At 65.1% G+C, this 22,098-nt stretch carries 18 protein-coding genes and 1 tRNA gene; 12 read left to right on the top strand and 7 right to left on the bottom strand.

From position 1 onward, the window contains the following. Positions 1 to 49 precede the first annotated feature (49 nt). Both carB and greA read left to right on the top strand, forming a co-directional pair. Positions 50 to 3,514 (top strand): carbamoyl-phosphate synthase large subunit, encoded by a 3,465-nt coding sequence (gene carB, locus ML401_RS06240; RefSeq protein ID WP_285810678.1) that lies wholly within the window; start codon positions 50 to 52, stop codon positions 3,512 to 3,514. A 210-nt stretch (positions 3,515 to 3,724) separates the two neighbouring features. Beyond that, complete coding sequence (greA, locus tag ML401_RS06235) at positions 3,725 to 4,198, top strand: transcription elongation factor GreA (protein ID WP_097657627.1); 474 nt, start codon at positions 3,725 to 3,727, stop codon at positions 4,196 to 4,198. Between the two features lie 287 nt (positions 4,199 to 4,485). On the opposite strand, the gene ML401_RS06230 is transcribed toward greA, so the two are convergent. Further along, on the bottom strand, positions 4,486 to 4,965 hold the full coding sequence (locus ML401_RS06230) for an Lrp/AsnC family transcriptional regulator (RefSeq protein WP_008135853.1): 480 nt from the start codon (positions 4,963 to 4,965) through the stop codon (positions 4,486 to 4,488). Between the two features lie 266 nt (positions 4,966 to 5,231). Here ML401_RS06230 and trxB point away from each other — a divergent pair, with 266 nt between their 5' ends. The 5 genes from trxB (at position 5,232) to ML401_RS06205 (ending at position 9,135) form a co-directional block, all read left to right on the top strand. Beyond that, the gene (gene trxB, locus ML401_RS06225) at positions 5,232 to 6,197 is read left to right on the top strand and encodes a thioredoxin-disulfide reductase (protein ID WP_211418443.1); all 966 of its coding nucleotides are present in this window, start codon (positions 5,232 to 5,234) and stop codon (positions 6,195 to 6,197) included. A 5-nt stretch (positions 6,198 to 6,202) separates the two neighbouring features. Further along, positions 6,203 to 7,126, top strand: coding sequence for a LysR family transcriptional regulator (locus ML401_RS06220; RefSeq protein WP_026201990.1), 924 nt, complete (start codon positions 6,203 to 6,205; stop codon positions 7,124 to 7,126). 462 nt (positions 7,127 to 7,588) lie between these two features. Then, the gene (locus ML401_RS06215) at positions 7,589 to 8,497 is read left to right on the top strand and encodes a 4-hydroxy-tetrahydrodipicolinate synthase (protein WP_285810671.1); all 909 of its coding nucleotides are present in this window, start codon (positions 7,589 to 7,591) and stop codon (positions 8,495 to 8,497) included. Between the two features lie 193 nt (positions 8,498 to 8,690). Then, positions 8,691 to 8,840 (top strand): hypothetical protein, encoded by a 150-nt coding sequence (locus tag ML401_RS06210; RefSeq protein WP_194406162.1) that lies wholly within the window; start codon positions 8,691 to 8,693, stop codon positions 8,838 to 8,840. A 130-nt stretch (positions 8,841 to 8,970) separates the two neighbouring features. After that, a complete protein-coding gene (locus ML401_RS06205; RefSeq protein ID WP_313754214.1) occupies positions 8,971 to 9,135 on the top strand; it encodes a hypothetical protein in 165 nt (54 codons plus the stop codon). A gap of 134 nt (positions 9,136 to 9,269) precedes the next feature. Here the strand turns inward: ML401_RS06205 and ML401_RS06200 are convergent, their stop codons facing one another. Next, positions 9,270 to 9,947 carry a ParA family protein gene (locus ML401_RS06200; protein ID WP_025032179.1) on the bottom strand — a complete coding sequence of 226 codons (678 nt, stop codon included), beginning with the start codon at positions 9,945 to 9,947 and terminating at the stop codon, positions 9,270 to 9,272. Positions 9,948 to 10,310: 363 nt separating this feature from the next. Next, positions 10,311 to 10,655 carry a hypothetical protein gene (locus ML401_RS06195; protein WP_285810662.1) on the bottom strand — a complete coding sequence of 115 codons (345 nt, stop codon included), beginning with the start codon at positions 10,653 to 10,655 and terminating at the stop codon, positions 10,311 to 10,313. 343 nt (positions 10,656 to 10,998) lie between these two features. Here ML401_RS06195 and ML401_RS06190 point away from each other — a divergent pair, with 343 nt between their 5' ends. Both ML401_RS06190 and ML401_RS06185 read left to right on the top strand, forming a co-directional pair. After that, positions 10,999 to 12,165, top strand: coding sequence for a CaiB/BaiF CoA-transferase family protein (locus ML401_RS06190; protein ID WP_285810660.1), 1,167 nt, complete (start codon positions 10,999 to 11,001; stop codon positions 12,163 to 12,165). Between the two features lie 2 nt (positions 12,166 to 12,167). Further along, the gene (locus ML401_RS06185; RefSeq protein WP_285810659.1) at positions 12,168 to 13,091 is read left to right on the top strand and encodes a CoA ester lyase; all 924 of its coding nucleotides are present in this window, start codon (positions 12,168 to 12,170) and stop codon (positions 13,089 to 13,091) included. 48 nt (positions 13,092 to 13,139) lie between these two features. Here ML401_RS06185 and ML401_RS06180 read toward each other — a convergent pair whose 3' ends face one another. Continuing rightward, a complete protein-coding gene (locus ML401_RS06180; protein ID WP_285810657.1) occupies positions 13,140 to 14,279 on the bottom strand; it encodes a helix-turn-helix transcriptional regulator in 1,140 nt (379 codons plus the stop codon). Positions 14,280 to 14,607: 328 nt separating this feature from the next. Between ML401_RS06180 and ML401_RS06175 the strand changes: the two genes are divergently transcribed. Together ML401_RS06175 and ML401_RS06170 are read left to right on the top strand one after the other, a co-directional pair. Continuing rightward, positions 14,608 to 15,546, top strand: coding sequence for an AEC family transporter (locus ML401_RS06175; protein ID WP_211418450.1), 939 nt, complete (start codon positions 14,608 to 14,610; stop codon positions 15,544 to 15,546). Between the two features lie 84 nt (positions 15,547 to 15,630). Continuing rightward, on the top strand, positions 15,631 to 16,035 hold the full coding sequence (locus ML401_RS06170; RefSeq protein ID WP_285810654.1) for a nuclear transport factor 2 family protein: 405 nt from the start codon (positions 15,631 to 15,633) through the stop codon (positions 16,033 to 16,035). Positions 16,036 to 16,086: 51 nt separating this feature from the next. Here ML401_RS06170 and tenA read toward each other — a convergent pair whose 3' ends face one another. The 3 genes from tenA to ML401_RS06155 form a co-directional block, all read right to left on the bottom strand. Further along, positions 16,087 to 16,761: a thiaminase II gene (gene tenA / locus ML401_RS06165; protein ID WP_285810652.1), complete on the bottom strand. Its 675-nt coding sequence runs from the start codon at positions 16,759 to 16,761 to the stop codon at positions 16,087 to 16,089. A gap of 283 nt (positions 16,762 to 17,044) precedes the next feature. After that, positions 17,045 to 17,121: transfer RNA gene (locus ML401_RS06160), tRNA-His, on the bottom strand. 408 nt (positions 17,122 to 17,529) lie between these two features. Continuing rightward, entirely contained in the window at positions 17,530 to 17,964 is a 435-nt protein-coding gene (locus ML401_RS06155; protein ID WP_211418453.1) for a phasin, read from the bottom strand. A gap of 668 nt (positions 17,965 to 18,632) precedes the next feature. Between ML401_RS06155 and ML401_RS06150 the strand changes: the two genes are divergently transcribed. After that, positions 18,633 to 22,082: a PAS domain-containing protein gene (locus tag ML401_RS06150; RefSeq protein ID WP_285810648.1), complete on the top strand. Its 3,450-nt coding sequence runs from the start codon at positions 18,633 to 18,635 to the stop codon at positions 22,080 to 22,082. Positions 22,083 to 22,098 lie beyond the last annotated feature (16 nt).

Genomic DNA, 22,098 nt, shown 5'->3' with positions numbered 1-22,098 from the left:
CAGCAGCGCGCCCTTTTTTTGTGCCCAAATTCCAGTCCGGCGAGAGTTGATGCCCAAACGTACAGACATCACCACCATCCTGATCATCGGCGCCGGTCCCATCGTGATCGGCCAGGCCTGCGAGTTCGACTATTCGGGCACCCAGGCGGTGAAGACGCTGAAGGAGGAGGGCTATCGCATCGTCCTCGTCAATTCCAACCCGGCCACCATCATGACCGACCCGGAATTGGCCGATGCGACCTATATCGAGCCGATCACGCCCGAGATCGTCGCCAAGATCATCGAGAAGGAACGTCACGTCATCCCCGGCGGCTTCGCGCTGCTGCCGACCATGGGCGGACAGACCGCGCTGAACTGCGCGCTGTCGCTGCGCCGGCAAGGCACGCTGGAGAAGTTCGACGTCGAGATGATCGGCGCCACCGCCGACGCCATCGACAAGGCCGAGGACCGCCAGCTGTTCCGCGAGGCCATGACCAAGATCGGGCTGGAGACGCCGAAGTCGCGGCTCGCCAATGCTTCCGACCTGAAGAAGTCTTTCCGCGACAAGTACCAGGCGGCGCGCGAGAAGGCGTCCGGCGCAGCGCTCGAAGAGCTCGAGCGGCAATGGACGCTGGGCGAAGGCGACCGTCGCAAGCGCTATCAGGAATATGCGATGGGACAGGCGATGATGGCGCTGTCCGAGATCGGCCTGCCCGCGATCATCCGCCCCTCCTTCACCATGGGCGGCACCGGCGGCGGCATCGCCTACAACAAGGAAGAGTTCCTCGACATCATCGAGCGCGGCCTCGATGCGTCTCCCACCAACGAAGTGCTGATCGAAGAATCCGTGCTCGGCTGGAAAGAGTACGAGATGGAGGTGGTGCGCGACAAGAATGACAATTGCATCATCGTCTGCTCGATCGAGAACCTCGATCCGATGGGCGTGCACACCGGCGATTCCATCACGGTGGCGCCGGCGCTGACGCTGACCGACAAGGAATACCAGATCATGCGCGACGCCTCGTTGGCGGTGCTGCGCGAGATCGGCGTCGAGACCGGCGGCTCCAACGTGCAGTTCGGCGTCAATCCCGAAGACGGCCGCATGGTCGTCATCGAGATGAATCCGCGCGTGTCGCGCTCCTCCGCGCTGGCGTCCAAGGCCACCGGCTTTCCGATCGCCAAGGTCGCCGCCAAGCTCGCGGTCGGCTACACCCTGGACGAGATCGCCAACGACATCACCGGCGGCGCCACGCCGGCCTCGTTCGAGCCGACCATCGACTACGTCGTCACCAAGGTGCCGCGCTTCGCCTTCGAGAAATTCCCGGGCGCCTCGACCACGTTGACCACGTCGATGAAATCGGTCGGCGAGGTCATGGCGATCGGCCGCACCTTCCAGGAAAGCCTGCAAAAGGCCCTGCGCGGGCTCGAGACCGGTCTCACGGGCCTCGACGAGATCGAGATCGAGGGTCTCGGCCGCGACGACGACAAGAACGCGATCCGTGCCGCACTGGGCACGCCGACGCCGAACCGGCTGCTCCAGGTCGCCCAGGCCATGCGGCTCGGCTGGTCGAACGAGGACATCTTCAACTCCTGCAAGATCGACCCGTGGTTCCTCAGCGAGATGCGCGGCATCGTCGACATGGAGGAGAAAGTCCGGAAGAACGGCCTGCCCGGCAACGCCTTCGGCATGCGCACGCTGAAGAGCATGGGCTTCTCCGACGCGCGGCTCGCGGTGCTCGCCCAGACGACGGAGGCCGAGGTCACCGCGAAGCGCCATGCGCTCGGCGTTCGGCCCGTCTACAAGCGCATCGACACTTGCGCGGCCGAATTCGCCTCGCCCACCGCCTACATGTATTCGACCTATGAGGCGTTGTTTGCAGGTGCGCCGGCGGACGAGAGCACCCCGTCAGACAAGAAGAAGGTCATCATTCTCGGCGGCGGGCCCAACCGTATCGGCCAGGGCATCGAGTTCGATTATTGCTGCTGTCACGCCTGCTTCGCGCTGCATGATGCCGGCTACGAATCCATCATGGTCAACTGCAATCCGGAGACGGTGTCGACCGACTATGACACGGCCGACCGGCTCTATTTCGAGCCGCTCACCGCCGAGGACGTGCTGGAGATCATCACCAAGGAGCGCTCGAACGGCACGCTGCACGGCGTGATCGTGCAGTTCGGCGGCCAGACGCCGCTGAAGCTGGCACGCGCGCTGGAAGCTGCCGAAGTGCCGATCCTCGGCACCTCGCCCGACGCCATCGACCTTGCCGAGGACCGCGACCGCTTCAAGCGCGTGCTCGACAAGCTTCGCCTCAAGCAGCCGAAGAACGGCATCGCCTATTCGGTCGAGCAGGCAAGGCTCGTCTCCGCAGATCTCGGCCTGCCGCTGGTGGTGCGCCCGTCCTACGTGCTCGGCGGCCGCGCGATGCAGATCATCCGCGAGGAGAATCAGCTCAACGACTATCTGCTCGGCACGCTGCCGGAGCTGGTGCCGGCGGACGTCAAGGCGCGCTATCCGAACGACAAGACCGGGCAGATCAACACCGTGCTCGGCAAGAACCCGCTGCTGTTCGACCGCTATCTGTCCGACGCCACCGAGATCGACGTCGATTGCCTCTGCGACGGCAAGGACACCTTCATCGTCGGCATCATGGAGCACATCGAGGAAGCCGGCATCCATTCCGGCGACAGCGCCTGCTCGCTGCCGCCGCACTCGCTCGATGGGAAGATGATCGAGGAGCTGGAGCGGCAGACCCGCGAGCTCGCGCTCGGCCTCGACGTCGTCGGCCTGATGAACGTGCAATACGCCATCAAGGACGGCGAGATCTACGTGCTCGAAGTCAACCCGCGCGCCTCGCGCACCGTGCCCTTCGTCGCCAAGGTGGTCGGCACGCCGGTCGCCAAGATCGCCGCGCGCGTCATGGCCGGTGAGAAGCTCGCCGATTTCAAGCTGAAGAAGGCGAAGCTCAAGCACGTCGGCGTCAAGGAATCGGTCTTCCCCTTCGCGCGCTTCCCCGGCGTCGACACGGTGCTCGGCCCCGAGATGCGCTCGACCGGCGAGGTCATGGGCATCGACCGCAACTTCGAGGTGGCCTTCGCCAAGAGCCAGCTCGGAGGCGGCACGCGAGTACCGCGCAAGGGCACGGTGTTCGTCTCGGTGCGTGAAAGCGACAAGACGCGTATCGCGGAAGCCGTGCGCGAACTGCATTCGCTCGGCTTCAAGGTGCTGGCGACCTCCGGCACGCAGCGCTTCCTGACCGATCAGGGCATCCCGACCGAGAAGGTGAACAAGGTGCTGGAAGGACGGCCGCACATCGTCGACGCCATCACTAATGGCGACGTCCAGCTCGTCTTCAACACCACGGAAGGCCCGCAGGCGCTGGCCGACAGCCGTTCGCTGCGGCGCGCGGCCCTCTTGCATAAAGTGCCGTATTACACCACTCTTTCCGGGGCCGTGGCGGCCGCGCAGGGCATCCGCGCCTATCTGGGCGGGGACCTTGAGGTTCGTACCCTGCAGAGCTACTTTTCGGAAACCTGATCGCTAGCGGCGGTGAAACCGCCGCTAAGTGATTGGCAATGAAGCCACAATGGCCGGAGGAACTGATCCGGCCATGCGGTTGTTCTGTTCCGGCGCCAGACCCACATAAACTCCCGGCGGGCGCGTGTTCAGCCCCGGGAATATCGACGAATCAAGGTTGCCGCGCCCCGCGGTCTTTGTGAGGCGCGCAGCTGAAGGACGAGAGAAGAGATGGAAAAGGTTCCGATGACCCAGGCCGGCTTTGTCGCGCTCGGGGAAGAATTGAAGAAGCGCCAGTCGGAAGATCGTCCGCGGATCATCGAGCATATCGCGGAAGCGCGCTCGCACGGAGACCTGTCGGAGAACGCGGAATATCATGCCGCGAAGGAAGAGCAGTCCCACAATGAGGGCCGCATCGCCGAGCTCGAGGACAAGCTTGCGCGCGCCGACATCATCGACATCTCGAAGCTCTCCGGCGACACCATCAAGTTCGGCGCCACCGTGACTTTGGTCGACGAGGACACCGAGAAGAAGGCGGTGTGGCAGATCGTCGGCGAGGTCGAGGCCGACGCCAAGAAAGGCCGCATCTCCATCACCTCGCCGCTGGCCCGCGCGCTGATCGGCAAGAAGAAGGGCTCGACCGTCGAGGTCAACGCCCCCGGCGGCGCCAAGGCCTATGAGATCACCAAGGTGGAGTGGCGGTAAGGATTTGCCGCTGCAAACGACGCCGTTCCGAGAAGGCCGCGCGATGCGCGGCCTTCTTGTTTCGGCGTGTTGTTGAGTGAGCCGAGCCTCGCTGTAACTTGTCGTCATTGCGAGGCGCAACGCGACGAAGCAATCCAGACTGCTGCTGCGGAAAGACTCTGGATTGCTTCGCTACGCTCGCAATGACGGAGTGCGCAGCAGCGACACCCACCACCCTCGTGTCCCGGCTCTGCAGCGCGCACCGCCGAAGTGGCACTGCGCTGCGTCCGGGGCACGAGAGCGGCGCTCTACCTCCGCCCCTTCACCTCGAGCGGCACGGCGGCCTCGTATTTCGAATTATGCAGCACCAGCGAGGTCCGCACATTCCGCACATGCGGCGCGGCCGTGAGATGGGTGACGAAATCCTGAAAGGTCGCCATGTCGGGGGCGACACATTTGAGGATGAAATCAACCTCGCCCGACAGCATCCAGCATTCGCGAACCAGCGGCTCGGCGCGGACGAATTCCTCAAAGGCGCGCAAATCGGCCTCGGCCTGGCTGGACAGGTGCACGGCGGCAAACACGGTCACGTCGAAGCCAAGCTTGCGGGCGTCGAGCAGGCCGCGATAGCCGTGGATATAACCCTCTTCCTCCAGCGCCCGGACGCGGCGCAGGCAGGGCGGCGGCGAGATGCCGACGCGCTTGGCCAGCTCGACATTCGTGATTCGACCGTCGGCCTGAATCTCGGTGAGAATTTTCAGGTCGATCTCGTCTAGGTTCCGCGACACGTGATTGGAACTCCTGGCCTTTAACGGCGGTATTGGTGGGCTTATCGCAATCCTCATACCCAGTCTGGACGGCCAGCGCAATTTTATTGCGCGTGCACCGCAATCGACTTTTGTTCCCTGTTGGAAAAATCCGCCGACAGGGAATGCAATTCTTGCATAGCTCACCAGAACGCTTAGATTAGCTCTGATATTTCAGCGCCTCCGCGACGCCTCCCGGCATGTTCCGCGCCCGCGCTGCAGATCCCCCGTGAAAGGCGTCCATCGAAATGTCCGCTCCTGTTCATGCAAAGGTCGTCATTATCGGCTCCGGCCCCGCCGGTTACACCGCCGCGATCTACGCCGCGCGCGCGATGCTCGAGCCGATCCTGATCCAAGGCATCCAGCCTGGCGGCCAGCTCACCATCACGACCGATGTCGAGAACTATCCGGGCTTTGCCGACGTGATCCAGGGCCCCTGGCTGATGGAGCAGATGGAGAAGCAGGCAGTCCATGTCGGCACCAAGATCGTCACCGACCTGGTCATCAAGCTGGATACGGCGCAGCGGCCGTTCCGCCTCACCTGCGATTCCGGCGACGTCTATCTCGCCGACGCCGTCATTCTCGCCACTGGCGCGCAGGCGCGCTGGCTCGGGCTGCCGTCGGAAGTAAAATTCCAGGGCGGCGGTGTGTCGGCCTGCGCCACCTGCGACGGCTTCTTCTACCGCAACAAGGAGGTCGTGGTGGTCGGCGGCGGCAATACCGCGGTCGAGGAAGCCCTGTACCTCACCAACCATGCCTCGCAGGTCACCATCGTACATCGCCGCGATCATTTCCGCGCCGAGCGGATCCTGCAGGAGCGCCTGTTCAAGCATCCGAAGATCAGGGTGATCTGGGACTCGGCCGTGGACGAGATCTGCGGCACCGAGAACCCGAACAAGGTCACCCATGTGCGCCTGAAGAACGTCAAGACCGGCGCGCTGACGGACGTGAAGACCGACGGCGTCTTCATCGCCATCGGCCATGCGCCGGCGACCGAGCTCGTGAAAGACCAGATCAAGCTGAAACCGTCGGGTTACGTCGAGACCGCCCCGAACTCGACCGCCACCTCGGTGCCCGGCCTGTTCGCCGCCGGCGACGTCGCCGACGAGACTTATCGCCAGGCCGTGACGGCCGCAGGCCTCGGATGCATGGCAGCGCTCGAGGCCGAACGTTTCTTGGCCCTGCGCGCCAGCGAGCGCGCGGCAGCGGAATAACGATCATGCCTCGAACACGCGACGGATTTACGGATATGGACTGGGACAAGCTGAAGGTGTTTCACGCAGCGGCGGAAGCGGGCAGCTTCACGCATGCCGGCGAGCAGCTCGGCCTGTCGCAATCGGCGGTGTCACGCCAGGTCTCGGCGCTGGAGCAGGAGCTTTCGGTCTCGCTGTTCCACCGCCACGCCCGCGGCCTGATCCTCACCGAGCAGGGTGACCTGCTGTTCCGCACCGCGCATGACGTGTTCATGCAGCTGCAGGCGGCGCGCGCGAAGCTCACCGACAGCCGCGAGCGGCCGAGCGGCGACCTCAAGATCACCACCACGCCCGGCGTCGGCATCAACTGGCTGATCCCGCGGCTCGGCGAATTCACCGCGCTCTATCCGGAGATCCGGATCTCCCTGATCGTCACCGACGAGGAGCTCGACCTGTCGATGCGCGAGGCGGATGTCGCGATCCGCACCCGCAAGCCGACGCAGCCGGATCTGATCCAGCGCAAGCTGTTCGCGATGGGCTTCCACGCCTATTGCTCGCCGGAATACATCAAGCGCTTCGGCACGCCGCGCACGCTGGAGGAGCTCGACTCCCACCGCATCATCACGCTCTCGGACGGCAACTTCGCGCCGCACCTGCAGAACCGCAACTGGCTGGTCGAAGCCGGCCGCAACGGCTCCGGTCCGCGCGAAGCCTATTTCCGAGTGAATAACATCCTCGGTCTCGTGCGCGCCTGTCAGCAGGGTCTCGGCATCGCCGCGCTGCCCGACTACCTCGTCGAGGAACAGAGCAAACTCGTGCAGCTGTTCGGCGAGTCCGACTCGATCCAGCTCGACACCTACTTCGTCTATCCCGAGGAATTGAAGACCGTCGCGCGCGTGCAGGTGTTCCGCGACTTCGTGGTCAGCAAGGCGCAGCGCTGGCCGTCCTGATTTCCGCATGACTGACATGCGGCCTCGGCTGTTGCTGCAGGCCGCTCGTCAAGCCCATACTGTTTGCACGCTGAGCCTTCGCGTTGCGCATTTGTCCCCCTCCTCCAGTGGCGCGGGAGTTCAGTAATCCCTCTTGGAAGGTGATTGTGTCGGCCTCACGTGGCCAATACCTTAAGCCGGGCTCTTTGGGCCCGGCTTTTTTTCTGCCAAATCGGCGTTCGCCCTTTGCGTGTATTGACAGTTCCGCGCATACCCCGCATCATTTGCAAATGATCACGAAGTCGTGCGCAATCTCGTTCAAGGCGATCGCCTCGAAAAAAGGCCCCCATTCCGGGGCCTCGGATGTTTGCGCGCGCTAGCTAAGCTTCGTCATCGCTGCAAATCTTCGAAAACCCCGCCGCCTGGACGGGGTTTTTTCATGTGCCCTCCGTCTCAGGTTTTTCCCGAGAAGGAGATGGAAACATGACTGGTCTACAGGAACAATTGCACGGGCTGTGGCTGCCGCTGGTGACGCCGTTTCGCGATGGGGCGCTCGACGAGCGCTCGCTGCGGCGGCTGACGCGGCACTACGCCGGGCAAGGCATCGACGGCCTTATTTTGGGGGCGACCTCCGGCGAAGGCATGACGCTGCGCGAGGCCGAGCTCGAACGTCTGGTCGCCATCGTGCGCGACGAAATGGCGGCCGGCCGGCGCACGTTGCCGATCTGCCTCGGGCTGTCGGGCGCCGACACCGCGCGGCTGCAGGAGCGTCTCGACGAGACCGCGGACTGGCCGATCGACGGCTATCTGATCGCGAGCCCCTATTATGTGCGGCCCTCGCAGCGCGGATTGCTGGCGCATTTCGAGACGCTCGCCGATCACGCCGCCTGGCCGCTCGCGCTCTACAACATTCCCTATCGCACCTCGGTGAACATCACCAACCAGACCATGCTGCGGCTCGCCGAGCACAGGAACATCGTCGGCCTGAAGGATTGCGGCGCGAGCCGCGAGCAATCCATCGCGCTGCTGCGCGATCGCCCAAAGCAGTTTCGCGTGCTCACCGGCGAGGACGCGAACTATTTCGAGGCGCTCACCGACGGCGCCGACGGCGGCATCGTGCTGTCCGCCCATGTCGAGACCGCGACCTTTGCGGCCGTCCATGCCGAACTGAAGCGCGGCCATCACGACGCGGCACTGGCACGCTGGCAGGAGGTCGCCGAGCTGACGCGCCTGTTGTTCACCGAACCGAGCCCGGCGCCGGCGAAGTACTGGCTGTGGCGCTGCGGCCTGATCGACAGCCCCGAAGTGCGCCTGCCGATGGTGGAGGTCAGCAGCGAGCTCGCGGCGACGATCGATCGCGAGATCGAGCGGCGGACGAAGGTCGCGGCGTAGCGGCTCGTCACTGCTTTCGCATGTCATTCCGGGCGCGACGAGGTCGCGAACCCGGAATGACCGTGGTGAGAGACCGCCCCGTGGTTAACATCGCGCGAACAGCCTTCGCGTCCGCGGCATTGCGCATCCACGCCTCGTTTACGCTCTGGTGCCTATCGTAGGCCTCGAAAGGCTTCTCACAGGGGGAATGACCATGGGGCATCGCACACGGCCGACGGCCGCGAGCCAGTTCGCGCCGGCCGATCTTTTGCAGGGAATTCTCGTCGTGTCGTCGTTCGGGTTCTGGGCGGTGATGCTCGGCCTGATGCCGGCGCTGCTGTTTCGGGTCTGGCTGGTCGGCTGACACAGACGAGCCCGGATGGTTAATCCGAAGGGCAGAGCTGTGTTCAAATACGTGGCAGCCTGCAAGCCGGAATTTTAAAACATCCCGGGTATCGTCCACGCCCATAAGCGAAGAAATCGCGGGGGCGTTTGTGAATAGTCATAATGAAATGGCGTCGCATTTCGACGCTGATTACGAGAAGCTGTCCACCGAGCAGGGTTTCACCACCGAGGACATTCTCTGGGCCGTCGGCATCTGGTCGGTGATCCTGACGCTGTCGCCGGTCATTGTGTTCTACATGCTGATGGTGGCGTAAGCTTCGGCTTGCAGTTCAGCTTTCCTTCCTCGTCGCCATGACCGGGCTTGTCCCGGCATGACGTACCATCATCCAGAAACGCAAAACGCGCGGGCGTCCGCGCGTTTGTCGTCCGGGGAATGATTTATGAAAAATTAGGCTGCCTGCTTGTGCATTGCGCCGGATGCCGACGCCGTGCCGCGAATGGCCTTCACTGAACGCTCGATTGCCGCCCACAGCCTTGCGATTTCCTGGGCCGCACGGCTCTCGGCCTGATACTCCCGCGCGCCCTCGCCATGGCTCAACGCCATCAGGAGATCCGAACGGTTGGTGATCTGGCCGCCCCACACCGGCGCACGGAATTTCGCCAGGGCTTCGCGGGCGATGGTGACGATCGGGCTTTCGGCTTCGTCGCGCTTGGCCGGCGCACCGTTGAGCACGACCGCATAGGGCTTGCGCGCGGCGCGGCACATCTGGATGGTCTCCTGCACCGCGTTGACGTCGAACACGCCGGGACGGGCGGGAATCACCACCATGGTGGCGTTCTTGATCGCGTCGTCGACGACGGCCGACAGGTTCGGCGGCGTGTCGATCAACACCCATTCATAACCGTCGCGCTTGGCGGCGGAGACGATGCCGCTGACGGAGTTCACGGCCGCCTTGATCGGCGGCTCGTTGGTGCCGCGCAGCTTGTGCCACAGCGTCAGCGAGCCCTGCGGGTCCGCGTCCACGAGCATGACCTGCTTGCTCGCCTTGATCTGTGCGGCAAGATGTGCGGCGAGGGTACTCTTGCCCGAGCCGCCTTTACGCGATGCAAAAACAATAACGTTCATACCTTCGGCCTCCAGATTGACCCCAGGCTGCGAAAATGAATCACTGCGCTGATTCGTGAAAGATAAATTTATCGAGAGTTGCGCGGCGGTCACGAAATAACAAGGCGTGCTGGCTTTTGAGTCACACTGCGATGTGCAAGGCGCGACACGAACTGAAATGAAACGCAGTGCATCCAGGCTTGTGTGCGCTTTTTGAGCAGTCGTTCGGCAGAAAACCGGATGCAACCTCGCCGCGCAGAGCGGCACCCGACTCTTTTCCGTTGCGCCTGTCCGTCAACGCCGCAAGCCTCGCGCCAGTCTGCGCGAACAAAAGGAGTCCGTTACCTTACGAGGTTTCGAAAGAGGAACGCAGGCCCCCCGCGCTCAGCCGTCGCTGGTCTTCTTCTTCTTGCTCGCCGGCTTGGTGGTCTTCTTCGCCGTTTTGGGCGCGATGTTGGTCGGCCTGCCGGCGCGCTGCTCGCCCGGCTCCGGTCCGCGGCGGAAGAACACCGCGCATTGCGGCGAGAGCTGCGCCTTCTTCTTGATCATGCAAGCGGTGATGGCATCGACGTTCGGCACGAAGTCGCCGCACAGCCGCATCGCATCCGGCGTGCAGGCCTGCTGCTCCTCCTGGGTGTAGGCGAAGCCGGCACCGGGCTGGACCAGCACGGCCAGGGCCATCCCGAGGGTTGCAGCAGCCAAGGATGTCTTGAAGCGAAGCGCCGGCATCTCGTCCCCCACAGGTCGAATAGGAAGCGGATAGTGGGTGAACCGCGGTTGGTTGGCAACCGATGGGAGATGCGAAAGGTCGGAGCTGTGCGGTCTCGGCAACAGGCGGACAGCCTGGCACCAGCAATCGACGGTTCCTGAAGGCCAACCCCAAAAAACGCGAAAACAACCCCATGCACAGTAGCCAAGTGCCGGCAATCCCTCAGCAATTTTTAGGATTAAACGAAGCCACGTTTGACTTGCCGGGCAAAACAGGGGCATCATGTCACATCCAAGAAGATGCGCGTGGGGTGGCCGGCTTGTCTCCTGCGCCGGTCGACAAGCGCACGTGAGGAGAAGTCACATGGAGGGGAATGAGGCGGAGCTGCCGCTGTCGGGCGTCACGGTGGTCTCGCTCGAGCAGGCGATCGCGGCGCCGCTGGCGAGCCGTCATTTGGCGGACTGGGGCGCGCGGGTCATCAAGATCGAGCGGCCGGGCGCGGGCGATTTCTGCAGGGACTACGACCATGTGATGAACGGGATGTCGAGCCAGTTCGTCTGGACCAACCGCTCCAAGGAGAGCCTTGCCATCGACATCAAGAGCGAGGACGGCCGCAAGGTGCTCGACGCCCTGCTGCCGCAGGCCGATGTATTCATCCAGAACCTCGCGCCGGGCGCGGCTGAAAGACTCGGCCTCGATGCGGCGTCGCTCCTCAAAAAGCATCCGCGCATCATCGCCTGCGACGTCTCGGGCTATGGCACCGGCGGTCCCTACAGCGACAAGAAGGCCTATGACCTCTTGGTGCAGTGCGAGGCCGGCGTGCTCGCGATCAACGGCACCGAGGCGGAGCCGGCCAAGGTCGGGCTGTCCGTGGTCGACATCGCCACCGGCATGTACATCCTCAACGGCGTCCTGATGGCGCTGTACCGCCGCGAGCGGACCGGCAAGGGCACGGCCTTCCAGGCCTCGCTGTTCGATTCCATCACGGACTGGATGAGCTATCCCGCCTTCTACACGCAGAGTACCGGCCGGCCGCTGCCGCGCACCGGCGCAAGGCACGCCACGATCGCGCCCTACGGCCCGTTCCGTATCGGCGACGGCACGACCGTCTTCTTTGGCATCCAGAACGACCGGGAATGGCGCTCGCTCTGCCGCATCGTGCTCGGCGATGCCGCATTAGCCGACGACCCGCGCTTCCGCACCAATCCGCTGCGCATGCAGAACCGCGACGAGCTGCAGGCCCATATCGAGCAGCGCTTTGCGTCCATGACCGGGGAAGAGGTGCTGCGGCTGCTGGATGAGGCCGGGGTCGCCAACGCGCATCTGAACTCGGTCGAGGCGTTCCTGGCGCATGAGCAGCTCCACGCGCGCTCACGCGTGCAAAGCGTGGGGTCGCCCTGCGGGCCGGTGATGAGCTTCCTGCCCGCGCTGACCATTCCGGGCCTCACGCCGCGGATGGATCCGGTGCCCGATGTGGGGCAGCACAACGAGGCCATCATCAGCGAACTTGGCCTCGAGAAGGACGCGTGACGATGGCGCATCAGCAGCCCGTGCGGGCCACCCTCGCCGTCCCCGCGCATCGCGCCCGTCTCGTCGCCAAGGCAGCCAGCTCCATGGCGGATGCGGTGTTCATGGACCTCGAGGACGCGGTGCCGCCGTCCGAGAAGAGCCTTGCCCTGGGCGAAGCCGTGCAATCGCTCGCCGCGCTCGACTGGGGCAGCAAGCGCGTGACTGTCAGGATCAACGCCGTCGACAGCCCGTTCATCGGCGATGAGCTCCGCGCGCTGGCGGCGCTGCCGCGGCTCGATGCCTTGATCGTGCCGAAGGCCGAGAACCCGAGCGACATCGTTGCGATCGCCGATCAGCTGCGCGCGGCCGCGCCCGATCGCGCCGAACCGGTCGCGCTGGACTTGCTGATCGAGACCGCGCTCGGCCTCGTCAATGTCGACGCGCTCACCGCGTGCCACGCCAGCGTCGCCGCACTGCATCTCGGCGTCGGCGATTTCGCCGCTTCCATCGGCGCGCGCTCCTCCGACATCGGCGTGCCGCCGGACGGCTACCGCCATGTCGGATCGGCGAACAGCGGCTATGCCACCGCGCCGCTCGACCTGTTCGCCTATCCCATGATGCGCCTGCTGGTGGCCGCCCGCGCGCGCGGCCTGATCGCCATCGACGGCCCCTGCGGCGCGTTCCGCGACGCGAGGCTGACGGAAAGCAGCGCGCAGAAGGCCGCGGCGATGGGCTTCGACGGCAAGCAGGTCATCCACCCCGACCAGATCGAGCCGACGCGGCGCGCGTTCATGCCGACGGCCGCGGAGCTGGCGCAGGCGCGGCGGATCGTCGAGGCCATGGAGCAGGCGGAGGCGAACGGCCAGGGCGCGGTGACGCTGGACGGCAAGATGATCGACTATGCCAATGTGCGCATGGCGCGCCGCATCATCGGACTGGGATCGTAGCGGCGATTGAAAGCCGTTCCCGACGCCGATCCTCCAAAGGCCGGCGGTTCAGGGCCCGCGCAACACGAGCCGGCCAAGCAGCGCTGCGAGTTCGCTCTGCCTGGATATGCCGAGCTTCTGAAATACGCGCTTCAGCACATTGCGCGCCGTCTCTTCGGCAATCCCAAGCCGCCCCGCAGCTTGTTTCGGCGGAACGCCCGACCCCACCAGCGAGGCGATCCTGGCTTCCCCGAGCGTCAAGCCCAGGATGTCCCGCACGATGGCGGGATCCGGCGGCTCGGCAGATTTCAACTCGATCGCGAGCACGATCGCTCGCGTGCGGGTCAGAAAATGACTCTCCGGGTGTGCGCCGGCGGTGATCGGCAGGAGGTAGATGACGAAACGCCGGCCAGTTGCGCTCGCCTCGACGAGAATGGGTCTCGGCTTGGCCAGCAGATCGCGCGCCTCGGCGCGAAGCGTTTGCGTCATCGCGGTCTCGAACGGCGCCCGGCTCGCTGCCATGCGAACACGCAGGCGATCGTTCACGAGGTCGAACACCTCTCCGAGAAGGCTCTCCCCGACCGGATTGGCGAACAGCACACGGGCCGACGAGTCCAGCGCGAACACGCCGATGCCGATCCGCGCGAGGGCGTCGCCAAGGCCCAGATTGGCCAGTTCGGTATCAAGCAGCCGGATCGACAGCCGCAACGATTTCTCGGCATGGCGCCCGAGCGTCGCTATCAGGTCCAGTTCGGCGTCGGAGAACTGCGGCTTGGCGAAGGCTCGCTGCACGCTGAGCGCCACGAGGATCCGTGCGTCGGGTGACACCCCGATCGATCCGAACCAGCCCAAACCATGCCTTGCAAGGAATTCCTTGCTGAAGGGATGGTTGAGGTAGGCGTCGTCGATCGGGCCGATGTGTCGATCGGTGAAGGGCTCGCCGCTGACGTAAAGGCCGGACGAAACGCAACGTTCGGCCTTGAAATCATGCTGCGCCCAACGCGCCCCATAGTCGGCGAGCGCAGGCGCGAGGCGTTCGGAGGCGATGGCTCCGAACGCCCCATCGTCCCTTCGCCACTGCAGGATCGCGCCGGTGTCATCGAAGCAGTCGGCGATCTTGCCAAGAGCGGATGGCCAAAGTGATGGGCTCGCCGCGGCATCGTAGATCGCTTCGATGGCAGGGAGGAGACGGTCGGCGGCAAGGGCCATGGGTTCCCAATCGATCAGAGAATACATTAGGTTAAATGAAGCTGCAGGTTACACGAGATTGCCCTTCGGCAATTGCGATCCGGCCGCCCTCCCAAGACTGTCACCGGATTTCTGAGTATGAAATCGATTACGGTGGCGGTGCACAAAATTGTCTTTGGTCAGCCTTGCCGCTATTTTGCACTCGCGTTGCGGGAGTTCCTGTCAACTCTCGCCATCATCGAGCACTATCATCGTCATCAGCGGCGGAGACGCTGGAAGGCAGGAATGATTGGCTACTCCCAATGTGCAGATCGCGCGCGGGATCATCGAACTGGGATCGTAGGCGCGCATGGCCACACTGCTGATCGTCGCTCCGGTGTTTGCGCTGATCGCCGCCGGCTATGCCGCGGTGCTGTTTCGCTTCGTCTCGGAAAGCGCGCACAAGGGCATCAGCGAATTCGCCTTCAGCATCGCGATCCCCGCCCTGCTGTTCCGCACCATCGTCGTCTCGGAATTCCCCGATGTCAGCCCCTACAGGATGTGGGGCGCCTATTACGGCGCGCTCGCCCTGACCTGGATCGCGGCGCTTCTGATCTCCGCGCTCATCCGCGCGCGGCGTGAGGACCGCGAGGACGGCGTCGTGTTCGCGATCGGCTCGGTGTACGGCAACATCGTGATGCTCGGCATTCCCCTCGTGCTCTCCGCGCTCGGCAACGAGGCGGCGGGGCCGATGGCGCTGATCCTGTCGGTGAACACGCCGCTGCTCTGGCTCTGCGGCATCCTGCAGATGGAGCTGGTCAGCCGGAAACGCACCGGCTCGGCGCTGTCGGTGATCCGCCCCGTGCTCACCGACCTCGCCCGCAACCCCCTGATGCTGGCGATCGGCTTCGGCGTCATCTGGCGTTTCACCGGCCTCGGCCTCACCCCCGTCGTCGACCGCACTATCGAGCTGCTCGCGCAAGCGGGCTCGCCGACGGCGCTGATCGCGCTCGGCATCAATTTGTTTCGCTTCGAGGTAAAGGGCGAGAAGCTGAGCATCCTGGTGATGTGCGCACTGAAGCTCGCCGCAATGCCGGCCGCCGCCTTTGTGCTCACACGACTGCTCGACCTGCCGCCAATCGCCGCCGGCGTCGTCGTGCTGTTCGCGGCGATGCCGACCGGCGCCAACGCCTACATCTTCGCGGTGCAGTATCAGCGGCTGGTGAACCCGGTCTCGGGCGCGGTGGCGCTGGGCACGCTGCTGGCGGCTGTGACGTTGCCGGTGGTGGTGTGGGTGGTGGCGCGCTGAGCACCTGCACCATTATCCCGATCATTTTGCCTTTACACGCAAAGGTCGCTAGGCTGCCCTGATACGTCTTGCAGGGAGGCTGACATGGCACAACGCGAAGAGATGCTCGCATTGATCAAGGCCGCCTACGCCGCGCGCGACAGCGGCAACACCGATAGCCTGGTGACGGCTTTTCATCCCGAGGGCGCATTCACATTGATGGGCAACAAGGGCGCACTCGAACTGGCAGGAAGCCTGCAGGGCCACCCGACCCTGCACGCAGGTTTCACTCAGTTGACCGCCGGCTTCGGCTTCGAAGGCCGCGAGATCCTGGCCGAGCTGGTCGACGGAGATCGCGTCGCCGTCCATTGCCGCGTCAACGCGCGATACCATCCAACCGGGAAGACAGTCAGCACCGAGATCTTGGATCTGTTCAGAATTCAGGACGGCAAGATTGTAGAGCTGATCGAGTTTGCGGATACGGCACAGATCAAGGCGATGATTGGGTAAGGCGCGTGCCTGCGTGCACTGTCGCCATCATCTTGATGACTGCCGAAAGCGCTATTGAGTGCGCCGGCCCACGCGCCAGCCCATCTCCCAAAAGTCCGCCTCGAGCCGGGTGGCTTCCTTGAAGATCGCGATCAGCTCGGCCTCGCGGGCCTGCGTGGCGTAGCGATCGGCGAGATGATCCAGATGCGCCCGCGCCTTGGCAGCAACCTCCTGGTACGGCGCGCCGGCGTACTCAGCGATCCAGACGCGATAGGCATTCGTCGCGGCGTCTGCACCGGGGCGCGCAGCGAGCCGCGTTGCGATCTCCGCGTACCCGATCACGCAAGGTGCAAGCGCTACCTTGAGCGCCAGCAGATCGCCGCGCATCCCAGCGTCGAGCACGTAGCGCGTATAGGCCAGCATCTCGGCCGCCGGAGGGGCCTGTTCAAGGTCGGCCGGGGACAGACCCCAATCGGCACAGAGTTTTACATGCAGGCTCATCTCGACATCGAGGATGGCCGACAGGCCGGCCGCGGCTTCACGCATGTCGGCAAGCCCAGGCGACTTGTAGACCGCGAGCGCGTAGGCGCGGGCAAACTCGATGAGAAACAGGTAATCCTGAACGAGGTAGTGACGAAACGCGGCTTCAGGGAGCGAACCGTCCGCCAATCCGTTCGTAAAGGGATGCTCGGTGTAGGCCCGCCACTCAGCGGATGCTGCTGTCTTGAGACGCTCGAAGAAACTCACGATCTTTTCCGCCCGGCTTGCTTGTCCATGAACGTCTTTGGCTCTATCGCATTGCGAACCGCGAGGGACGGTGACTGTGCATGATAGGCTTTGATCGGCATTGCTGATTTGGTGCATTGTCACCGTAAAATAGCATAGCCCCCGACTGCGAGAACGTATGACAACGGTGTCTAGTCACACGACAACAGCCGCGTCTGAACGCCACCAATCCGAGAATGCTTAAGACGCTAGGACGCTGGTGTGGCCGCCCCCTGGTGGTGTCTGCTTAATCGTTGGCACCCGCTGGTACAGTTGGGTGGGCTCGAACCACCGACCTCCTGTTCCACAGACAGGCGCTCTAACCAACTGAGCTACAACTGCATCCTGGCGAGCCGCCCTCAAGGGGTGCCTGAAAAGGCCGTCGACCAAGGGGGGCTGGACGGGGCGGAAACTAGGTGCAACGGCCCGGTTTGGCAAGGCCGCATTGGGGTGAAAAACCGGGTGAAATTGCGTTCGGGGCCGTAAAATCGGCCGCGATGGCGCGCATTGGAGTGTTGTGCGGCTTCTCCAGTACGGCACCCCACGTGATGCTGGCGCTTCGGGCGCTCAAGCTCCCACATCGTCATCGCCGGGCTTGTCCCGGCCATCGACGCCTTTCCCGCGGCACCAAGAACGTGGATGCCCGGGGCAAGCCCGGGCATGACGACCTTCCAGCAAGCGGGAGAGGCGAAGAAAGAAAAACCCGGGCGTTTCGGCCCGGGTTCTCTCGATTCAAACCTGCGTCGGCGCTCAGGCGGCGGGCGGCATGTACTTCGAGGCAGAGGCCTTGATCGGCTCGGCGGTCTCGGCGGCGACGCGCTGGGCGAGCTCGGCCAGCTCCTTGGCCTGGGACTGGAAGGCCTCGAGCTGCTTGCGGGAATGGTTGGTCCACAGCGCGAACGCATCCGACGGCGACTTCACGCTGAACAGCTCCTGGGCGAAGTCCAGATGCGCGCTGGTGTTGGCCTTCATGAACTCGACCAGCTTGGCATTGTACTCGCTGGCGCCCTTGGAGGCCGAGGTGAACACGGCCTCGACGGTGCCGTTATGGGTCTCGGCCGCGTCCTTAAACTTGGCGTAGTTTTCGCGGGCCTGCGACACGCCCTTTTCGGCGAACGCTCGCATCTGCTCGGGAACCTCGAACGGAATGATCGAGGCAGAAAACGGATCAGTCGCACCTGTCATGGTCGTCCCTCACGATAATGAAAAAATGGAGTGAGCCTTCTGGCGCGCCCGCCGGCCAACCGGGGCCTTGTCTCTGCTTTGAAGACTGGCGGGAACGAAGACTGGAAACGCGAAACAACGAGATGGCTCGCCCAGCCCCCGTAATATTGCAGCCTATCGTGTCAACATTGTGCAGCGCAACGCGTCCCGAGGGTGCGGCGCGCAAATTTAATCTCGGGGAGGGTGAGGTTCCGGTATGGGGGAACCGGGGGTTGAAGTGGGTGCCGCCGTCGTGCGGCATCAACGGTGTCTCATCCTCCCCTGGAGGGGGTGGATCGGTTCGCATGAAGCAAAGCGCAATGCGAACCGAGGTGGGGTGACGGTCCTTCCACCTCGCACACTGCCCGAGTGGAGGGATCACCCCACCCCGGCTCACATCGCTGGCGCGCTGCGAGCCGGCCCTTCCCCTCCAGGGGAGGGTAAGAAGCCGACCCTCTCTCCCTCCGAATCCCTTGGATGAAACGGGCGGCGGCTTGCGGGGTTGGCGGGATTAAGGTTATCGCGGCTTTGGGGGTCGTCCCAGAGGCGGGGCCGTGGACCTGCGGGCGGGTGCGCGCGATACTAACCCTTTCTTAAGGCTGCCATTCCGGCAGCCGCCAGCTGCCAGCGTGAGACTTAAAGCCAGTCGGATGACGAGTTCGGATTTCCAGTTGCGAGGGGTGGGCGATCCGCGGCTGGCCGTGCATGCGACCTCCCCTTTGCCGGCCTGGCTGTGGTCGACTGACGGCGCGCGCGTGCTGTGGGCCAATCCGGTCGGCGCAAGGCTGTTCGGCGCGGCACATAGCGCGGCTCTCGCGGACAAGGCGTTCGGCCCTGCCGACCCCCATCGCCGTCAGATCGTCAGGCTCGCGCGCCAGCTCCCGGCGAACGGCGGCGTGCGGCTCGAACGCCTGCGCGGCTTCGGCGCCAAGCTCGGCACGCTGATGACCTGCGCCTGCGCCCGGCTCGAATTTGCCGACGGCAGCCATGCGGTGCTCGTCACCGCGATGGACCCGAGCCTGCGCAGCATGCCGCTGATCGAGCGGCTGCATCGCCTGGTGGAAGGCGCCGACATGCCGATGGCGGCGTTCGCGCCCGACGGCCTGTTCGTCGGCGCCAGCGCAGCCGCCCGCGCCCTGCTCGGCTTTCGCGATCTCGGTGAGGCCGGCCTCGAGCAGGCGCGCAGCGATGCGCTGCGCGACGGCCGCGTCGAGACGCCGATCGGGATCGGCCACATGGTGCTGCAACGGGTCGGCCGCGGCGCCGATGTCGGCCTGGTCGCGCTGATCGAGCCGACGGCCGCGGCGCAAGCGAGGACTGCGGAGCAGAGGCCTGCCGAGCCCGTGCCCGAGAGCACGGCGGAGAGCACGCGCGAGGCGCCGGTCGAACCCGCGCAAGACGCGGCGTCCATGCCGAGCGAGCCGCCGCCATCGCAGGACGTCTCGGCGGGGATCGCCTTGTTCGATGCGTTCGCCGAGCCGGTCGAGGCGCCCACGGCAAACGAGACCGCACCCGAACCGCAGGTGACGATTGAGGACGCGGTCGAACAGACCGATCGAGATCCGGTGCATGACGTGGCCGACCAGGCGGCCGACATCGCGGCAAAGACTCCGGTTGAAAACCCACCGGAAGCCATGGTGTCGCCGCAGGCTGCGCCGATCACGTCCTCCATGGTCGAGCCGCCGCCGGGTCAAGACTTGTCGGGTCAAGAGCCGCCCGCACCGCGTCAGCATCCGCTGCGCTTCCTCTGGCAGACGGATGCCGAGGGCCGCTTTGTGCTGCTCTCCGACGAATTCATCCGCCTGATCGGCGCGCGCACCGCCGGGGGCTTCGGCCGTCCCTGGCACGAGATCGCGGACACATTCGCGCTCGACCCGCAGGGGCGCGTCGCACAGGCGCTGGCGAGCCACGACACCTGGGCCGGGATCACGTTGAACTGGCCGGCCGACGGCGGCGCGCTTCTGCCGGTCGAGCTGGCGGGCCTGCCGACTTACGATGCCGCGCGCGAGTTCGCGGGCTTCAAGGGCTTTGGCGTCTGCCGCGATCTCGACGCTCTCAACCGGCTCGATGCGCTCAGGCGCTTCGAGCGGCTGAGCGAGCCGCCGGCGCAGCACGGCCTGAGCGCTGAGGTGGTCGAGCCGGAGCCGGTGGACGAGCCCGAGCCGGTGGCGGAGGTGCCGCCTCCGCCGATCGAGCCGCCCGAGCCCGAGCCGACCGCCGAAGCCGAACACACCGAACCCACCAGCGACGCGAATTCACAGCCAAGAGATCCGGACATCCCAGTGGAAACGCCAGTCGAGACTTCCTTGGAAACCCCTCCCAATGTCGTGCCGTTCCGTCTGGCCGGCGATGCGCGATCGTCGCCGACGCTGACGCCGGTCGAGAACAGCGCGTTCAACGAGCTCGCCCGGCAATTGTCCGAGCGGCTGGAGCGCGAGCGCGAGGCGATCGCGGAAGCGTCCGAGCCCGTGGCGGAGATCACTGCTGAAGCGCCGGCGCCGGAGCCCGCGCCGCCACCCGCGGCCGAATGGCTGACCGAGCCCGCGCCGCCGCCGCGCGGGATGAGCGCGCGCGACCGCACGCTGCTCGACCTGTTGCCGAGCGGCATCCTGATCTACCGGCTCGACCGCCTGCTCTACGCCAACCCCGCGTTTCTCGCGCGCATCGGCTATGCCGACCTCCATGCGCTGGAAGATGCCGGCGGGCTGGATGCGCTCTATGTCGAGCCTGGCGTGTCCCCGGCGAGCAGCACCTCGCAGGCCGGCACGCCGGTTGCGATCAGCGCGACGGTCGCGAACGGCGAAGCGCCGCTTCCGACCACGCAAGCGCATCTGCACACGATCGACTGGGACGGCGAGAGCGCGCATGCGCTGATCTGCGCGCTGCCGCAGGCGGCGCCCGCCCCCGCCGCCGGGATCGCAGAGAGTGTCGTCGCCGAAGCCATCGTCCCGGAGTCCTTCCCTTACGCGCCCGAGCTCGAGCCCGCGGTCGGCGAAGCCGAGGCGGAGGATCTCGCCGCGATCCTCGACACCACGGCCGAGGGCATCGTCATGTTCGATGCCGAAGGCAACATCCACGCCTGCAACCGCAGCGCGGAAGCGCTGTTCGGCTATGACGGCGAGGCGCTGCTCGAGCAGAACCTTGTGACGCTGTTCGCGCCCGAGAGCCAGCAGATCGTCGTCGACTATCTCGAAAGCCTCAAGAGCCAGGACATTGCGAGCCTGCTCGACCACGGCCGCGAGGTGCTGGGCCGCGAGAAGAAGGGCGGCGTCATTCCGCTCGCGATGATCATGGGCCGCACGCGGCCGGACGGGCCGAACTTCTTCGCCGTGTTCCGCGACCTCAGCCAGAGCAAGCAGGGCGAAAGCGAGCTGACGCAGGCGCGCCGCCTCGTCCACGGTGCGGCCAACGCCAAGGCCGACATGCTGGCGCGGATCAGCCACGAGATCCGCACGCCGCTCAACGCCATCATCGGCTTTGCCGAGGTGATGATCTCCGAGCGCTTCGGCACGCTCGGCAACGAGCGCTACGGCGAATACATGAAGGACATCCGCGCCTCCGGCGAGCGCGTCATCGCGATCATCGACGATTTGCTGGAGCTGTCGCGGATCGAGACCGGCAAGCTCGACCTCAACTTCGCCAACCTCAACCTCAACGACCTCGTCGAAGCCTGCGTGACGGTGATGCAGCCGCAGGCCAATCGCGAGCGCATCATCATCCGGACCTCGCTGGCACATGCGCTGCCGCAGGTGCATGTCGATGCGCGCGCGATGCGGCAGATCACCATGAATCTGATCTCGAACTCGATCCGGCTCGCCAGTGCCGGCGGCCAGGTCATCGTCTCGACCGCCACGACCGACCGCGGCGAGATCGCGCTGCGCATCCGCGACACCGGCCATGGCCTTTCCGAGCGCGAGGTCGCCGCCGCCATGGAGCCGTTCCGCACCCCGCCGCCCGGCGATGCCGCGGACAATGCGGCGCTGAACCTGTCGCTGACCAAGGCCCTGGTCGAAGCCAACCGCGCCCGCTTCAACATCAAGAGCGCGGGCCACGGCACGCTGATCGAAGTCGTGTTCGCACCGGCGCTGGCGGGGGCGTGAGGCGCCCACCGTCATT

It is taken from the genome of Bradyrhizobium sp. 62B (assembly GCF_030272265.2).
Lineage (GTDB): Bacteria > Pseudomonadota > Alphaproteobacteria > Rhizobiales > Xanthobacteraceae > Bradyrhizobium.
This window is presented reverse-complemented; position numbering and strand designations above follow the sequence as displayed.

Bases quoted from the DNA above. Each gene is read 5' to 3' on its own strand.
- ML401_RS06150 (WP_285810648.1), top strand. From the start codon at position 18,633: ATGACGAGTTCGGATTTCCAGTTGCGAGGGGTGGGCGATCCGCGGCTG.
- greA (WP_097657627.1), top strand. From the start codon at position 3,725: ATGGAAAAGGTTCCGATGACCCAGGCCGGCTTTGTCGCGCTCGGGGAA.
- ML401_RS06200 (WP_025032179.1), bottom strand. From the start codon at position 9,947: ATGAACGTTATTGTTTTTGCATCGCGTAAAGGCGGCTCGGGCAAGAGT.
- ML401_RS06215 (WP_285810671.1), top strand. From the start codon at position 7,589: ATGACTGGTCTACAGGAACAATTGCACGGGCTGTGGCTGCCGCTGGTG.
- ML401_RS06155 (WP_211418453.1), bottom strand. From the start codon at position 17,964: ATGACAGGTGCGACTGATCCGTTTTCTGCCTCGATCATTCCGTTCGAG.
- ML401_RS06170 (WP_285810654.1), top strand. From the start codon at position 15,631: ATGGCACAACGCGAAGAGATGCTCGCATTGATCAAGGCCGCCTACGCC.
- trxB (WP_211418443.1), top strand. From the start codon at position 5,232: ATGTCCGCTCCTGTTCATGCAAAGGTCGTCATTATCGGCTCCGGCCCC.
- ML401_RS06175 (WP_211418450.1), top strand. From the start codon at position 14,608: ATGGCCACACTGCTGATCGTCGCTCCGGTGTTTGCGCTGATCGCCGCC.
- ML401_RS06210 (WP_194406162.1), top strand. From the start codon at position 8,691: ATGGGGCATCGCACACGGCCGACGGCCGCGAGCCAGTTCGCGCCGGCC.
- carB (WP_285810678.1), top strand. From the start codon at position 50: ATGCCCAAACGTACAGACATCACCACCATCCTGATCATCGGCGCCGGT.
- ML401_RS06185 (WP_285810659.1), top strand. From the start codon at position 12,168: ATGGCGCATCAGCAGCCCGTGCGGGCCACCCTCGCCGTCCCCGCGCAT.
- ML401_RS06195 (WP_285810662.1), bottom strand. From the start codon at position 10,655: ATGCCGGCGCTTCGCTTCAAGACATCCTTGGCTGCTGCAACCCTCGGG.
- ML401_RS06190 (WP_285810660.1), top strand. From the start codon at position 10,999: ATGGAGGGGAATGAGGCGGAGCTGCCGCTGTCGGGCGTCACGGTGGTC.
- ML401_RS06180 (WP_285810657.1), bottom strand. From the start codon at position 14,279: ATGGCCCTTGCCGCCGACCGTCTCCTCCCTGCCATCGAAGCGATCTAC.
- ML401_RS06220 (WP_026201990.1), top strand. From the start codon at position 6,203: ATGCCTCGAACACGCGACGGATTTACGGATATGGACTGGGACAAGCTG.